Source organism: Scatolibacter rhodanostii (assembly GCF_900197595.1).
GTDB classification, from domain to species: Bacteria; Bacillota; Clostridia; order Oscillospirales; family Acutalibacteraceae; genus Scatolibacter; species Scatolibacter rhodanostii.
The window spans coordinates 177,031-191,736 of record NZ_FZLO01000001.1; the positions used below are offsets into that span (position 1 = coordinate 177,031).

Sequence of the window (14,706 nt, forward strand, 5' to 3'; positions counted from 1 at the left end):
GTATAATAATGAATAGAAAAACCAGACCTCTACTAAAGAATAGGTCTGGTTTTTGGTTAAAGCTGTTCTGTAGATGAGTAGGTAATATGACAGGACTATCTACCAGAATTTTATAAAAACTATTAATAAGAAAGAGAGTTGGAGAACGTTGATAAAACCAACGGTGCTGCAACTCTCTTTCTTTAAATTTTATACTTCTTAACTATTAGTATATTCGTAATGATCGTCTAATAGTTTTTGATTGTCATCTAACTGCGAAAAGCCATCTTTATGGTGTTTTTTAAGGATTAACATAGCGCCCAGTAACAAAACAAGAGATACAGCGGCTATGCCAAACAAAAGAGCAGCATTGCTTGCAAATGTTCCTGATTTTAACCCAGAACTGATTGCTTCTCGGAACCCATAAATAGAATGCGTCATAGGTAGATATTGGTGAATAATTCTGAAGAACTTATCCGTTAGCGGCATAGGGAAGGTGCCTCCTGAACCAGCTAGCTGTAATATCAACAACACCATGGCAACGAATCGCCCGGGGTTATCAAACGCCATAGCAAGGAACATGATGATAAACATATAGGCATAAGCAGAAGCGAGCCCTACCACAAGATACTCTATGACATTCTGTGGATTTAATCCCAGCATAAGCATAGCACCTGTTTCAATCAGAGCCATTGCTGTAGCGGCAATGAAGCCAACAGACACTTTACTTAACCACCACTGAAAAGCTGATTTTTCTTTTATGGAGATTTTTCTGATAGGGTAGATGAAGTTAAAGACTAAGCATCCTACATAGAGAGCTAGAGATAACACATAGGGAGCAAGTGCGTGGCCATAGTTGGGCACCTCGCTATATTTTTCTTGTGTAACTTCATTTGGTTCTGCTATCATTTCAGCAGTCTTATCCGTAGTGTGTACGGTGTTTACTTTTTCGGAGCCTTCATCTAAAGCAGAAGATAATTCTCCGCTTCCATTTTTTAAGGTATTTAAACCTGCTAATAAAGTATTTCCGCCATCAGCTAGTTTTCCTGTACCGGTTTTCAACTGTTGAGAAGCTTCTAACAGCTTGTTTTCTCCGTTCATTAATTCAACATTATTGCTAACCAATTCAGAACTGCCTGCTTTTATTTGCGTAGTTCCATCCATTAATTTTTGTGCGCCATCTTGAAGAGCCGGTACGTTGGTATTTAAATCGCCAAGTCCTCCCCGCAATGTCTTTGCACCTGTGTTTAAGGTGTCAGAATTACGATTTAAAGTCTGTGCGCCTTTGTTAATCTGATCTACACCGTCCGTATACTGATTAAATCCATTGCTCAATTGAGAGAAACCAGTATTTTCGCCATCTTTCAAATTCTTTAGACCTGTCTCTAACTGCTGTATGCCAGGTATTAGCTGTCCATCTAGTGCGGTTTTCACCGTTACAAGTCCATTGGAAAGCTTGCTGAGGGCTTGTTGTGCGCCGGGAATTGCCACAGTTGAGCCTTCAGAAAGCTGTTGTACAGATGCTGAAAGTTTTTTGGCAGAATCTAAGGTGTCTGACAAGGTAGAAAGTGCTGTTGCCAAAGCACGCGTATTAGCAGCAATCGTTTTTGTGCTTTCACCAATAGTACCTGCCTGTGAAGCTATGTCAGCGGTACTACCCCCGATATCTTGCAAGTCTGTATTGTTTTCTAGCGTTGCTTGCAATAATGCAAGCACTTCACTCTTTTGGCCATCGTCAAGCGAGCTGTCTGCCAAACGGGTGGAAACTGTTCCCATCAAGTTGCTTGGCAGATTCGTTAAGCTGTTGCTTAGCGTTTGTGCATCTGATCCAATTGCTTGTGTCGCATCACCAATTGTTTGTGCCTGAGAGCCAATTTCAGTTAAGTCTTCGCCAAGGGCTTGCGAATCAAATGATGTGTCAGTGCCACTGTTTAATGCGGTATTTAGTTGCTGTAAACCGTCATTAATTTGAGTCAGCCCGGCATCAAGCTGTTTCAATTGCTCTTGACTTCCATCAATTTGGCTGCCTAACTGATTTGACATCTGCGTTAAGCCGGAGGATATCTGAGCAGCACCATTTTGTAAGCGCGTGGTTCCCTCAGATAAGCTGCCGGAAAGTGTGTCTATTCCAGCGGTTAGAGTGTCTCCATTTTGCGCTAACGTTTCTGTTCCGTTTGCCAGTGTAGAAACTCCGCCTGTATAAGACTGGATTCCATCTGACAATTTGTCAGAACCATCTTTCAGTTGCCCTACTCCATCAACTAAGGCAGGAACTTTTTCTCCCAATGCATTTACACCGGTACTTAAAGTAGTCAGCCCGTCATCAATTTTTACCGTTCCTTGCAAATACTTACCCAAAGCAGAAGTGAACGATTCTTCACCGTCACTAAAGGTTATAGTGCTTTTTGACAAAACTTCAAGATTTTCTGCCAAGGCTTGCCCACCGTCTGCTAATTTTTGTACACCATCATCCAGTTTGCCCGCACCATCAGCTGCGTCCGAAAACCCAGTTCTCACTTCTGATAGTTGATCAAAAATTGCTTTGGCATACACTTCTGTTACTTTTTGAGAAACCTGACTTTTAAGTTGGTTGATAGCCGTTTCGCTAACGACCTCACCCAAATAGTTTAGTCCACCGTTGGTTGCATACTCAATGTTCATTTTTTGGGGATTGTTATCCATGACGGTAGCGGCATTAGAAGAAAAGTCTTCCGGAAATGTCACTATCATATAATAATCATTGTTTTCTAACCCCTTTTTTGCCTCTTCAGAGGATAAAAAATGCCAGTCTAAATTATCGTCCTCTTTTAACTGGTCTACTACTTCTTGACCAACGTTTAAAGTCTTTCCGCTATATTCTACACTCTTGTCGTCGTTTACTACGGCTACCGGTAAATTCCCTGATTTTCCGTATGGGTCCCAAACAGACTTTAGAAAAAACGACGCGTATAAAATAGGAATAAACAAAATAACGATAAAAGAAATCAACAATATTTTGTTTTTAAAGACTGCATGCCATTCTTTTTTAATCATTTCCATGGATTGAATTCATCACCTTTTTTATGAATAACTCTTTCTTTTCTGCTGATTGATTCCAATCATAGAGAGATATTTTTTCTTCTCCCACTGCTTCAATCATCAGCTGATGAACTGTTTTTTTCTTTAGGAAATCTCTCCATAATTGATCGGCTTGCGCAAATGCATTTTTTAAAATTGCAGTACCATGGTCTGTAAAATAAGGAAATTCCTTAAATACTTCAACAATAAGTCCTGTATCAGCAAATGTTTCTGTCGGTCCTTCAACAGCTTCTACCACCTGCAATAAGTTAATTTGATCCGGACTTGCGGCCAGCGTGAATCCACCGTTATTCCCCGAAACGGAGTCGATTATTTTTGACACGACCAGTTTACGCATAATTTTTTTTAAGTAAGTAGGGGAGCATCGCAATCTTTTGTTAATTTCATGTGATGATAACGGGATATTTGGCTCTTGGGTTGCAAGCAAAATGATAATGCATGCAGCCTGTTCAAATCCTTTTGTAAGCTTCAAGATGTTCACCTCCTAAATGGATTGTTTCAAAAACAGGTAAATAGTAACCCTTTTATAGATAGCTGTTATCTATTATGGATAAGTAACATCCACAATTGATATTATACTATTCTTTTTCTTTTTTGCAAGTAAAACAATCATCCTCTTTTTATAAAAAAATAGAAATAATAAACAAAAAACATGAGAACAAAAATGAATGAGAAATAGTAAAATGAATCTAGCGAATGGAAAATGCTTTGATATTCGATATTTCACAGAGATATCTATAAAAACAAATAATTTGAAAAAATGCCAGGAAACCATTTTGAATGGTCACCCTGACATTTTTAGTGGTTCTATTAATTTTTGAAAATAGCGATATTATAAGGATGGCTTTTTAATGATTTTACGCATAACAATGGTCAAAGCCAACCCTAGAACTGCGACGATGGTTGCAATCAAAAAAGGAAGGTGATAGGCTTGAACACCATTTGCGGTATTTACAAAGCGTGCAGCAATCTGGGGTCCCAGAAAAGCACCAATGGAATAGCCAAAAAACATAATTCCATAATTGATACCGGAGTGTTTCATACCAAAAGTTTTACTCGTTAAAGGTGGGAATACAACTAGCACACCGCCAAAAGATGCTCCTAAAATAATTAAGAAGAAAATAAAAATCGGCAATGTATAGGAGAAGCTTAATCCTATTAACGCTATAATGGTTAGAAGAAAAATAATGGCTAAGGTTTCTAACTCACCTAATTTATCACATAGTTTACCAATTATTAAGCGACCGCACAAGTTAGATAGCAGATTTACGGCAACAAGATTTGCTGCTGCAATAGGAGTCATCTTTAATTGTACTTGGCCGATAGAAGACAAAGAGCCAATCATCATAATACCTGCTGTGCAAGCAATTGAGAAAAGCAAAAGTAATAACCAAAATGTCTTAGTGGACAACATTTCTTTCGGGGAATAAGCGACCTGAGCATTTGTCATATTTTGATTTGTTTTTGAGAAACCGTCTGGAACCCAACCGTTTTCAGGGACTTTCATTTTCCATCCAACTAACCAGATGATAATGAAGTAAGCAATTCCTAGGTAGGTCAATCCATGAATACCAAATCGATCACACAAAATGGCTCCTGCTTTAGCTGTGATTAATGGGCCGATAGAGGCAGCACATAATAAAGCACCAGATATAGTTCCGCGTTTTTCAGGATACCATCTTAAGGCCACGTTCAGAGATGGATTGTATAACAAGCCGTTTCCTGCACCTGCAATTACCCCACAAGTTAAGTATAATAACGGAATACTGGTCACAAAGGCTGTACTGAACCAACCCAGCCCAAAGACCAACCCTCCAATATACATCAATTTTTTGGGTCCGGATTTATCCACGATGCGACCGGATATAATACCGAATAATGACATGAAAAATTGATAAATCGTTAACGTTAGTACAACTTCAGAAGCAGTTCCGCCGGTTGCGTTCTGAAGCGGTATTGAAAATACCGAGAATGCTGCAGATGCAGAGCATACAAAAATCACGAAAAAGGCAGCCGCAAAAACAATTTTTCTTTTATCCATTCCACTTTTTTCTACATTACCCATAATAGCCCTCCTTATATTGTTTATTTTTTCACATACATCATATAAAATTTATTTATAAAAAACCAATACTATTTTTGGATAATCTATAGAATTAATCTATATATTTTGTTATACTAAGTAGTGAAAAGACAAAAAACGGGGGAAAGCTTACTATGAATTTAAACCATCTTCTTTATTTTAGCATTCTTGCAGAGACTGAAAATTACACCGAAGCGGCTCATCAATTAATGATTAGTCAGCCTTCTTTAAGTTATGCCATAAAAAAGCTAGAGTCTGATTTAGAAGTTCCTTTGTTTGAAAAAAAGGGACGCAACGTTTCCTTGACTCTTTATGGCAAGCAATTAGCACAAACAACTGAAATAGCATTAGGTACGCTTACACAGACAATAGAGAGTATTCGAAAGCAGTACAAAAATGAAAATGATCCCGTTCATGTGGGCATTGTTCCAACGTTAGCAAGTAATTTCTTACCTCAAATTCTTTATAAGGAAAGAAACGATCAATTAGCATTGGATAATATCCAGATTTTTCATGGGCATACTCCGGATATTCTAAAAAAGTTGAAACAAGGCATCTATGATATCGGGTTATGCGCCAAGCAAGAAGAAGCAAGTCTGACTTTTATTCCAATAAAGAAGCAGCCCTTCATTCTGCTTATCAATAAAACTCTTTATGAGAAGTATCCGAATATACAAGAAAACTGGTTTGAAATGCCTTTGGTCACATACCGTCAAAATCTTCCCGTCGGAAAAAGTGCGCGCGAGTTAATTGAAACCTACACCAAGCAGCCGACTATTGTGGAGGAATTTGATGATGAAACCACTATTGGCGGTTTTGTATCTGTTAATCTAAGTGTTGCGGTTGTTGCCAAAACTTCTTTGTTAAAGCAATTTGACTTACCTTTTATCCCACTAGATGAGGAAAAAATATTTCATACGGTTTATCTTACTTATTTGACTAAAAATAAAGATTCAAAAAAAATCAAAGCTTTTTGTAAGTTGGTAAAACCATATGGGGATTTTAACCAGTAACCAATCATGTTCTATAAGTTATCAGTAGAAGCTTTCAACTTATAGAACATATCTATGTATAAGTGAAAAATAATATTGGACGATGTGTGAAATGTTTATTAAACTGTTTTATATAGATCGTTTAATAAATAACAATTTTTTGGTTATTCATAGAGAGGAATACTAATATGATAGCAGAAGATTCATGGTTAGACCTAAAAGGGAAAGTTGCCGTTGTCACAGGCGCTGTTGGCGGCATGGGACAGAAAATTACGGAAGAACTTGCAAAGCAAGGTGTAAATGTCGCGTTGGTTGACATTCAAATGGATAGAACGGAGTCTTATGCGAAAGAAATAAGCGAGAAATATCCGGTTGAAACAATAGCTGTTTCTTGTGATACTGCAAACGAAGACAATGTAAAATCGGCAGTACAGACTGTTGTTGACAAGTTTGACAGAGTGGATATTCTGATAAACACAGCGGCAATTCTTCGCTCTTCACTGTTTGAAGATTTGTCTCTTGCCGATTGGAAAAAGACACTAGATATAAATTTGACAGGCTATTTCCTGATGTCTCAGCATTTTGGCCGTGTGATGATTAAACAAGGCAAAGGAACACTCATTCATATTTCAACAATGCTATCTAAATTTCCTGAGACCTATAGTGGTGCTTATAGTGTCTCTAAGGCCGGCGTGAATATGTTATCAAAGCAAATGGCAGCAGAATGGGGACAATATGGTATTCGCAGTAATTGTATTCTTCCCTCTTTGGTTCAAACTCCATTATCCAAAGATTTTTATGCTGACCCAGAAGTCTTAAAAGAAAGAGAAAGAGTTACTGCAAGTAAGCGTATTGGTACGCTGGATGATATTGCAAATGCGGTTCTTTACCTAGCGAGTGACCGCTCAGAATACACGAATGGCGGGGAACTGACGGTAGAGGGTGGCTTAGGCATTATGATGGGAGATCAGATTGCAAAACCCGGTGGCCGCAGAGAATATGCCCTCAAACATAAATAAAGAGCGTTGATTTTAATAGAAAGAAGGATAAATACATGACGGATAAGGCAGTTAAATTAGCAGTAATCGGTGCGGGTGCAATGGGACAGAATCACATTCGTTTTATTCAAGAAGAAATTGGATCAGAACTAGCTGCGATTGCTGATGCCTATGAAGGCGCAAAAGCAATTGCCGATAAAGCAGGCGTTCCTTTTTATCAAGACCCAACAAAAATGATGGATGAAGTGGAACTGGATGGTATCATCGTTGTTACACCCAATCACTTACATCTTCCAATAGCTCGTGAGGCTATTAAAAGAGGTATTCCTGTATTGGTTGAAAAACCAATTTCTGATGATTTAGAAGACGCTAAAAAATTTGCTGAGGAATGCAAAGAAGCGAAGGTTCCCGTGTTGGTTGGACAACATCGTCGTTACAATCCTTTTGTCAATGCAGCGAAACAGACGATTGACAGTGGCGAATTAGGTAAATTAACAGTGGCTTCTTTCCACTACATGATTTACAAAGAAGATGCCTATTTTGATGTAGAGTGGCGCAGAAAAAAAGGCGCTGGCCCAATTCTTGTAAATCTTGTACATGATGTTGATTTACTGCGCTATCTAATCGGTGAAGTAGATGCTGTACAAGCATTAAGTTCCTCTGCAGCACGTGGCTTTGAAACAGAAGATTCAGCAGTAGTGAATGTTCATTTTAAATCGGGTGCTTTAGCTTCCATGACACTTTCAGATACTACAGCCTCTCCTTGGAATTGGGAAGCTACTGCCCGTGAAGATGCACAATATCGTCCGTTTGATGCAGATGCTTATTTTATTGGCGGTACAAGAGGTTCACTATCCTTACCTCGTCTCCAGCATTTCTCTTATGACGGAGAGCCTTCATGGCATAAACCTTTGCAAATGGATATTAAACCAGTAGACCCACAATTACCACATAAAATGCAGCTCAAACATTTTATTCAAGTCATCCTTAAAAAAGAAGAACCGATTGTGACACCAGAAGATAATGTGAAAACATTAGAAACCTTGATGGCTATTAAACTAGCTTCAGAAACAGGAGAACTAGTCTCTTTGGGCTAGTAATGTGACGGTTGTCAGAGCATAAATCAATAAAAAGTCCAGAAAGGTAGGTAATCTACTTTTCTGGATTTTTTTGTTTCGTTCTCCATTTTGACTTAGTGCATAGTCAGTGATATGGCTTACAGAACCATTAGTATTATTTAGAGTAATGCAAATAGAAGTTGCCTGATTACGAGGCAAGAAAAAAATTGGATATTGCTCATTACAACATGGGGAAGAGAACTTAGACTTCAAATATGTTTTTGAATGGTGTAATAGAACAAATTGTGTGTGAGGAAGATTGGTTTTCCACAAATACATTTTAGTTTTTATTCATTATACCGGAAGGCCGATGACAACTTTTGCTCCACCTGCAGCAGATACGTTGCCAAGAGAAAGTACGCCACCATGCTGCTTCACAATAGAATCTGCAATAAACAACCCCATACCATAATGAAACTTCGAATTCCTACTAGAATCTGCCTGATAAAATTGATTTCTCGCCTTCTTCAAATCCATTGGAGAAAACCCTTTTCCGGTATCAGAAATTTGAAAGTGAATTGTCTTTTTGTCATAAAATGTTGAGAATATAATTTTGCCCTGCTCGGGGCAATAATCAACCGCATTGGAAACGATATTGAGAATAGCCCTGGACATTTGAGAAATATCTAAGCAAAGAGTATCTGGCAAGTCAGTTTCATTTGTTTCTAAATGAATATGTTTGACAGAGAGCAGGGCGTGAATCTGCGTATATAAACTGTTCAGAAAAGCTTTTGTTGCAATAGATTTTAGTCTTAGTGGAAATCCACCCTCTACTTTTGAAAGGTCAATTAACATTTGAATATACTGCTCTATCTGGTCTGTGTTTTTTCGAATGTAAAGGGTACATTCTTTTTGTTCTTCTGTTTGTTCTGTGTCGTCAAGCATTTCGGCATTGCCACGAATGACAGTAAGAGGAGTCTTTAAATCGTGAGCCAAAAAGGACATTTGTGTTTTTCGAGATTGTTCGATTTCCCATTGTGTTTCCAAAGAACGTTTCAAATCTACCTTCAGGCTATTGAGTGATTTCAGAGCGGAATCGATTTCTTCGATGCCACTGTATTGAATCTCAAAATTAAGGTCTTTTGCGCGTATTTTTTCTGTAGCATTTCTTAGAGGAAGCAGTTTGAGGCTGATTTTTTTTCCATAGAATCTAGAAAGCAAGAAAATTTCGAATATAAATGCGACTGCAATCGTCCAAGCTGCTGTGATTTCCGGAGCAGGAAGGTGTTCGCGTAACAGCATGGGAGAAAACTGGGTTAGGGAAGAATACTCAAGAATACACCACTCTCCTGTTCGTTCAATGGGAAAGTAACAGGAAAATTCTAAACTTATAGGAAAAGGATTTGTAGCTTCTTTTGAAAAGAAGCGTCCTTCTTTTATGCTATTCCATGCTTCATCGGTCTGTATTTCTGTTAAATTACCTGAAATGAAGTTGCCATTATAGTCTACAACAGCGTATTTGCATAGGTTTGGAATTAAGTCAGGTGTTACGCTTTCAGCTGATGCTATTATATCTTTTCGACTTTCGATACTGCTTTCAACATCACTGACGGAAATAGTAAAGCCTGTTTTTAGTGATATAAAGAATAACGCAGTCACAGTCATAATAATTATCAAAAATCCAGCCAAAAGAGCAAATAAGTATTGGACAAAGAAAATACGGAGTTTTTTATTTTTGTTTAATCCCATTTGTATCCAATCCCCCAAATTGTCGAAATTGGAATCGTTTGATAAGTAGCAAATTTAGCCCGGATGTTTTTGATATGCACAGCCACAGTGAAACTGTCACCTTCTGCATCATATCCAAAAACCGCATCATAAATTTGCTCTTTCGTAAATACTTGGCCATGATTTTGAGCAAGATATTCACAAATGCCATATTCAATTTTGGTTAGTGGAATTCTTTGTTTATCGATGGTGACTTCCTTTGCCATAAGATTGAAATCCAATCCCGAAATATGCAGTACATGTCGCTTTTCGCGTGATTCTCGACGCAGATGTGCGTTTACTCGCGCTCGAAGTTCACTGGTACCAAACGGCTTTTTAATGTAGTCATCTGCGCCTAAGGCAAAACCTATTGTTACATCAGATTCTAACGTTTTTGCAGTGAGAAATAGAATCGGACAGTCAACCATATCTCTTATCTTTCGGCAAAAGGCAAATCCATCTGTTCCAGGCATCATAACATCAAGCAAGATTAAGTCAAAACGATTCAAGGTTTCCGTTTCAATCGTATCTGGTGATAACGCAGTTGTTACCAGATGACCATCTTTTTGAAGTGTCCTGCTAAGCAAGGACAAAATATCGGCATCATCATCTATAGCAAGTATGGTTGCCACACGTCCACTTCCTTTCCGTCTGTTATCATACCACAAGGATTGAATTTTGTCTGTATTATAAGCGGGTTGCAAGCCGATATTCGAAATTTATCTCAACCGCAATCGATTCTGATACATCGGTATCTTGAACGGCATGAACTTCACCATAAAACCAATTTTCACGTTTCTTTGCTTCAGAATTTTTTCCATCCCAATCAAGCTTGGATAAATCCTCCTTTGAAATTTTCAGCTTCGTTTCGCCATCAAAGACAATCGATTGTGCGATAACATCGAGATATTCTCCAATATCTTCTTCAGGAATCATCTGGTCGGTAATCTGATATATGTTTTCTCCGCTAATTAACTGTGTAGAGTTTTCAGAATTCACGGTAAAACTTTCGCTAGAACCTTTGTCCGGATTTTGGCGATAGTCAAAAATCTGATCAGAATCATTTTTTAGATTTGTTTGAATTGCTTTATAAAACTTGTCGTTGACATTAACAACAAGCTGTGTTTCAATACTTTCTTTTGCTTCATAAATATTTAAGAATGAAAGAATAGAAGATGCTTCTGGATAATCATCAGCGATGTCATCTAATGTCTCAAAGGTAGTCTCTTTTATATCTTGTTGTAGTAACATTTTTCCATCTTTATCTATTACAGCAAATTTTCGAATATAGCCGACCCAGTTTCCGAGATTTTCTTCTGCTACTGTGTCGTTTAGAATAGTATAGTTTGTTTCCTTATAAATAAATTGTGTGGCGACATCTGAATTCAGGTAAGCCTGTTCTTTGTCTTTCGAGTATTCCTCAATTTTTTGATTTAAACTGGAACAACCAGAGAAGAAAACCATAAGCAATATAGCAGATAAAATTAAAGTGAATGTATTCTTTTTCATATTTATTCCTTTGTTCAATAAGTGACTATTCATTAGACTTGGCACCGTTCCAACATCTGAACCACAGCAGACTTGCGGCAATAGATAAAATGGAAGCTGCTGTGCATATAATGGCACCTGTCTGAATATTGGCTGTTGCCAATGCAGCAGCAGAGGGAGTTTGCATAGCTAATATCATGTTATCGCAGAAGCGCGCATTCCAGCTCCATGGAACCCATTGCCAAATACTGTCGCCCAAACCAGTTAACATTAAAGCTGAAATTAGACAGCCAAATATGCCTAATCCAATAGATGCCCCTCGACCGAAACGAAAACTGACAAATAGATGCAGAACATATAAAAATACAGTTCCACCCCAAATTGCAAAAGTAGCACGAAGATAAAATGGTATGGATATAGTGGTGTATCCTATTGCAAAAACGCCAATAGCCAGTGCAATAGAAAAAGCAGATAGAAGCAATAATAAAAAAAGTTTACTCAAGTAGGCAGTTGCTCTGGATTTTGTTCCAGTAAGCATAAATTGATAACCGCCAGCCTGTTCTTCCTGTGCGGCCATCAGGCCACAAAATAATCCAATTAGCGCTGGAAAGACAATGCATAGTACTTCTAAAAAACCGCTGATACGACTGAATTGGTGGTTATCTGGCACAATATGATAATATCCTAAGAATGCAAAAGTACCTAGGAGAGGAATAGCGACATGAAGCCACAGAACAGGAGTACGTTTTATTTTGTAAAAATCTGAGCACATACAACGACCGAGCATCTATTTCACCTCCTGTCTTGGGTACCATATGGCTGTAGCAAGCAGAAGAAGGGCAAACAATAATAAGGATAGTATGATGGCAATTGGAATACTGGCCGCATTTAGCATGGGGTCACCGCTTTGCGCCAACGTCCCATTAGGGAGAATCCCAAGTATGGGTGGAATCATTCGTGCTGTCCAGTTGTATGGACAAAGCCACCACAACGATTTACTGGCAAACAGAATACCAAGCATATCACCAACACCAACTTGAAAAAGTATAGTTCCCACCATACCAATTTTCCTAGACAAAAACAAGCAAAGTGGGATTTGCCATAGGGATGTTATAAAAATGAGAGCTATCCCAATAAAGATGGATTTAATCAGCAACGGATTTGGTACTATAGAACCACCAAGTAAAATGCCAATTAATAAAACCAAGTGGGACAATGCCATATAAAATATCAAGGTTAGGTTCTTTCCAATCCAATTCTTTTTTAGAGAAATTGGCAATGAAAGAATGGCACGGTATTTCAATTTTTGAGATTCTTTTTGATCAGAGAGCGTGCAAAGCAAGGCGATATATCCGGGGAGTATTAGAATATACCACCAGTTAAATGCATTTATTTGCAGCCATTCAGAAGCCAAAACCAATGCTAATAACAAGGTGGCTACTGGTGCAAGCAGCACAAGTTTTCGCACAAAAGTCCGCTTCAGTTTCAAGTTTTCTGCTTTGAAGTAGAGACCCATGTTAGGCACCTGCCTTTTTGCTGTTCTTTACAACTTGCATGAATAAAGATTCCAAATCTTCACCGGGATTAATTTTGCCTTCATAACCTAGACTGCCTCCCGCAATAATACCAATGTGATCTGCAATCAATTCTACTTCAGACAAGATATGGCTTGACAAGATGACAGTGATGCCTTGTTCAGGAAAGGATCGAATTAGGTTACGTAAATCCTGAATACCGATGGGATCAAGGCCATTTGTTGGCTCGTCTAAAATAAGCAATTTCGGATAATTTAATAAAGCGATTGCAATGCCAAGGCGCTGTTTCATTCCCATTGAAAACTGTCCTGCGTGCTTTTTCCCAGTGTCTGTCAAACTGACAATTTCTAAGACCTCCTGGATGCGAGAATCAGGTAATCCCAGAAGGAGAGTACGAACTTTTAAGTTTTCTTTAGCCGTAAGATTTTCATACAGTGGGGGAGACTCAATTAGCGCGCCTATTTTTGTTAGGTCATTGCGGCTCCATGGATGATTTTCAAAAAAAATCTCACCAGAGGTTGGATGCAGCATTCCAGTAATCATTTTCAAAGTGGTAGATTTTCCAGCACCGTTTGGCCCAAGCAAACCGTAAACCGAATTTTTGGTAATAGAAAGTGAAATATCACTAACAGCATGCTGCCGCTTGAAGTCACGACAAAGATCTTTTGTTTTTAGAATATAAGTATCCATAAATACCTTCCTTTTGTTTATCTGATTCTTACTATAAAAGAAAACTTTAAATATTTTATAAAGAAAAAATATTTTATAGGTGAATTTTTTATTTCACAATAGTGTTTCCTTTCTTTAAAAGTAAAATTCATAAAAAGCAGAACAAGATTTAGCTATATCATTATTTATAATCGTGCATATCACCCTACCTATTTCTTATAAGCTTGACAGTGTCAGAGATTCGATGTTACACTTTGTTAAAAACGCTAACCTTGATTTTTAGTTTAGATGAAGAAATTCAGATAATATAGTTAGATGGGATACTGCTTGACTGGGTAATAAAATAGTGGGAGAGAGAAATGACTAATAAAGTTTTAATTATAGACGATGATATAGAGCTTTGTGCATTGATAGAAAAGTGTGTTACAAAGCAAGAATTAGAAGCTGATATTGCCTATACAGGGAATGCAGGCTTAAAAAAAATAGAAGAACAAAACAATATATATTGCCTTGTGATTTTAGATGTTATGCTGCCTGGCATAAATGGGTTTCAGGTATTATCCGAATTAAGAAAAAGCAGTATGGTTCCTGTGCTTATGCTTACAGCAAAAGGGGATGAAGTTGATAAAGTGACGGGTTTGCGCCTTGGTGCGGATGATTATTTAACAAAGCCATTCAGCATAAATGAGCTGATGGCTCGCATTGGTTCTCTTGTACGGCGCTACACCACATTCAATCAAGCTGTTTCGTCGGATATTCTCAATGTAAAAAATATGTCGATTGACAAGGAAACCCGTACGGTTTGCATAAATGAAAAAACAGTTGACCTCACAGGCAAAGAATTTGATTTGCTGGTCTTTCTTGCTTCTAACAAAGGGCGTGTTTTTACAAAAAAACAGATTTATACGCAGGTTTGGGATGACGAATATGCGTTTGATGATAACAATATTATGTCATTTATCAGTAAATTGCGAAAAAAAATTGAGCCTGATGCGGAACACCCATTTTATATTTTGACCGTACATGGTGTTGGCTATCGTTTTAATAAAGAGGTGTGAA

At 38.0% G+C, this 14,706-nt stretch carries 13 protein-coding genes; 4 read left to right on the plus strand and 9 right to left on the minus strand.

Annotated elements, in window-relative coordinates; genetic code table 11:
- Positions 1–198: 198 nt before the first annotated feature.
- The 3 genes from CS931_RS00830 to CS931_RS00840 form a co-directional block, all read right to left on the minus strand.
- Positions 199–3,018: a YhgE/Pip domain-containing protein gene (locus CS931_RS00830; protein WP_099203865.1), complete on the minus strand. Its 2,820-nt coding sequence runs from the start codon at positions 3,016–3,018 to the stop codon at positions 199–201.
- Positions 3,005–3,529 (minus strand): RrF2 family transcriptional regulator, encoded by a 525-nt coding sequence (locus CS931_RS00835; protein ID WP_099203866.1) that lies wholly within the window; start codon positions 3,527–3,529, stop codon positions 3,005–3,007. The genes CS931_RS00830 and CS931_RS00835 overlap by 14 nt, the downstream gene beginning before the upstream one ends.
- Positions 3,530–3,889: 360 nt before the next feature.
- Positions 3,890–5,122 carry an L-lactate MFS transporter gene (locus CS931_RS00840; protein ID WP_099203867.1) on the minus strand — a complete coding sequence of 411 codons (1,233 nt, stop codon included), beginning with the start codon at positions 5,120–5,122 and terminating at the stop codon, positions 3,890–3,892.
- A 152-nt stretch (positions 5,123–5,274) separates the two neighbouring features.
- Between CS931_RS00840 and CS931_RS00845 the strand changes: the two genes are divergently transcribed.
- From CS931_RS00845 to CS931_RS00855, 3 genes are all read left to right on the plus strand, one after another.
- On the plus strand, positions 5,275–6,153 hold the full coding sequence (locus CS931_RS00845; protein ID WP_099203868.1) for a LysR family transcriptional regulator: 879 nt from the start codon (positions 5,275–5,277) through the stop codon (positions 6,151–6,153).
- Between the two features lie 167 nt (positions 6,154–6,320).
- Complete coding sequence (locus CS931_RS00850; RefSeq protein ID WP_099203869.1) at positions 6,321–7,151, plus strand: SDR family NAD(P)-dependent oxidoreductase; 831 nt, start codon at positions 6,321–6,323, stop codon at positions 7,149–7,151.
- 35 nt (positions 7,152–7,186) lie between these two features.
- Positions 7,187–8,227, plus strand: coding sequence for a Gfo/Idh/MocA family protein (locus CS931_RS00855; protein WP_099203870.1), 1,041 nt, complete (start codon positions 7,187–7,189; stop codon positions 8,225–8,227).
- A gap of 315 nt (positions 8,228–8,542) precedes the next feature.
- Here the strand turns inward: CS931_RS00855 and CS931_RS00860 are convergent, their stop codons facing one another.
- Genes CS931_RS00860 through CS931_RS00885 form a run of 6 tightly spaced genes read right to left on the minus strand, consistent with a single transcriptional unit; the run spans position 8,543 to position 13,668 of the window.
- On the minus strand, positions 8,543–9,937 hold the full coding sequence (locus tag CS931_RS00860; RefSeq protein WP_099203871.1) for a sensor histidine kinase: 1,395 nt from the start codon (positions 9,935–9,937) through the stop codon (positions 8,543–8,545).
- Entirely contained in the window at positions 9,928–10,587 is a 660-nt protein-coding gene (locus tag CS931_RS00865; protein WP_099203872.1) for a response regulator transcription factor, read from the minus strand. The genes CS931_RS00860 and CS931_RS00865 overlap by 10 nt, the downstream gene beginning before the upstream one ends.
- A gap of 55 nt (positions 10,588–10,642) precedes the next feature.
- On the minus strand, positions 10,643–11,464 hold the full coding sequence (locus tag CS931_RS00870; RefSeq protein ID WP_099203873.1) for a NisI/SpaI family lantibiotic immunity lipoprotein: 822 nt from the start codon (positions 11,462–11,464) through the stop codon (positions 10,643–10,645).
- 25 nt (positions 11,465–11,489) lie between these two features.
- On the minus strand, positions 11,490–12,230 hold the full coding sequence (locus tag CS931_RS00875) for a lantibiotic immunity ABC transporter MutG family permease subunit (protein WP_099203874.1): 741 nt from the start codon (positions 12,228–12,230) through the stop codon (positions 11,490–11,492).
- Complete coding sequence (locus CS931_RS00880; RefSeq protein ID WP_099203875.1) at positions 12,231–12,959, minus strand: lantibiotic immunity ABC transporter MutE/EpiE family permease subunit; 729 nt, start codon at positions 12,957–12,959, stop codon at positions 12,231–12,233. It abuts the gene before it with no gap.
- Between the two features lies 1 nt (position 12,960).
- Positions 12,961–13,668 carry a lantibiotic protection ABC transporter ATP-binding protein gene (locus CS931_RS00885; RefSeq protein WP_099203876.1) on the minus strand — a complete coding sequence of 236 codons (708 nt, stop codon included), beginning with the start codon at positions 13,666–13,668 and terminating at the stop codon, positions 12,961–12,963.
- Between the two features lie 338 nt (positions 13,669–14,006).
- Between CS931_RS00885 and CS931_RS00890 the strand changes: the two genes are divergently transcribed.
- On the plus strand, positions 14,007–14,705 hold the full coding sequence (locus tag CS931_RS00890) for a response regulator transcription factor (protein WP_099203877.1): 699 nt from the start codon (positions 14,007–14,009) through the stop codon (positions 14,703–14,705).
- The last annotated feature ends 1 nt before the right edge of the window (position 14,706 follow it).

What these genes read in the sequence shown, in the direction of transcription:
- CS931_RS00880 (WP_099203875.1), bottom strand. Translation starts at nt 12,959, where the DNA reads ATGGGTCTCTACTTCAAAGCAGAAAACTTGAAACTGAAGCGGACTTTT.
- CS931_RS00860 (WP_099203871.1), bottom strand. Translation starts at nt 9,937, where the DNA reads ATGGGATTAAACAAAAATAAAAAACTCCGTATTTTCTTTGTCCAATAC.
- CS931_RS00875 (WP_099203874.1), bottom strand. Translation starts at nt 12,230, where the DNA reads ATGCTCGGTCGTTGTATGTGCTCAGATTTTTACAAAATAAAACGTACT.
- CS931_RS00840 (WP_099203867.1), bottom strand. Translation starts at nt 5,122, where the DNA reads ATGGGTAATGTAGAAAAAAGTGGAATGGATAAAAGAAAAATTGTTTTT.
- CS931_RS00830 (WP_099203865.1), bottom strand. Translation starts at nt 3,018, where the DNA reads ATGGAAATGATTAAAAAAGAATGGCATGCAGTCTTTAAAAACAAAATA.
- CS931_RS00870 (WP_099203873.1), bottom strand. Translation starts at nt 11,464, where the DNA reads ATGAAAAAGAATACATTCACTTTAATTTTATCTGCTATATTGCTTATG.
- CS931_RS00845 (WP_099203868.1), top strand. Translation starts at nt 5,275, where the DNA reads ATGAATTTAAACCATCTTCTTTATTTTAGCATTCTTGCAGAGACTGAA.
- CS931_RS00850 (WP_099203869.1), top strand. Translation starts at nt 6,321, where the DNA reads ATGATAGCAGAAGATTCATGGTTAGACCTAAAAGGGAAAGTTGCCGTT.
- CS931_RS00855 (WP_099203870.1), top strand. Translation starts at nt 7,187, where the DNA reads ATGACGGATAAGGCAGTTAAATTAGCAGTAATCGGTGCGGGTGCAATG.
- CS931_RS00885 (WP_099203876.1), bottom strand. Translation starts at nt 13,668, where the DNA reads ATGGATACTTATATTCTAAAAACAAAAGATCTTTGTCGTGACTTCAAG.
- CS931_RS00890 (WP_099203877.1), top strand. Translation starts at nt 14,007, where the DNA reads ATGACTAATAAAGTTTTAATTATAGACGATGATATAGAGCTTTGTGCA.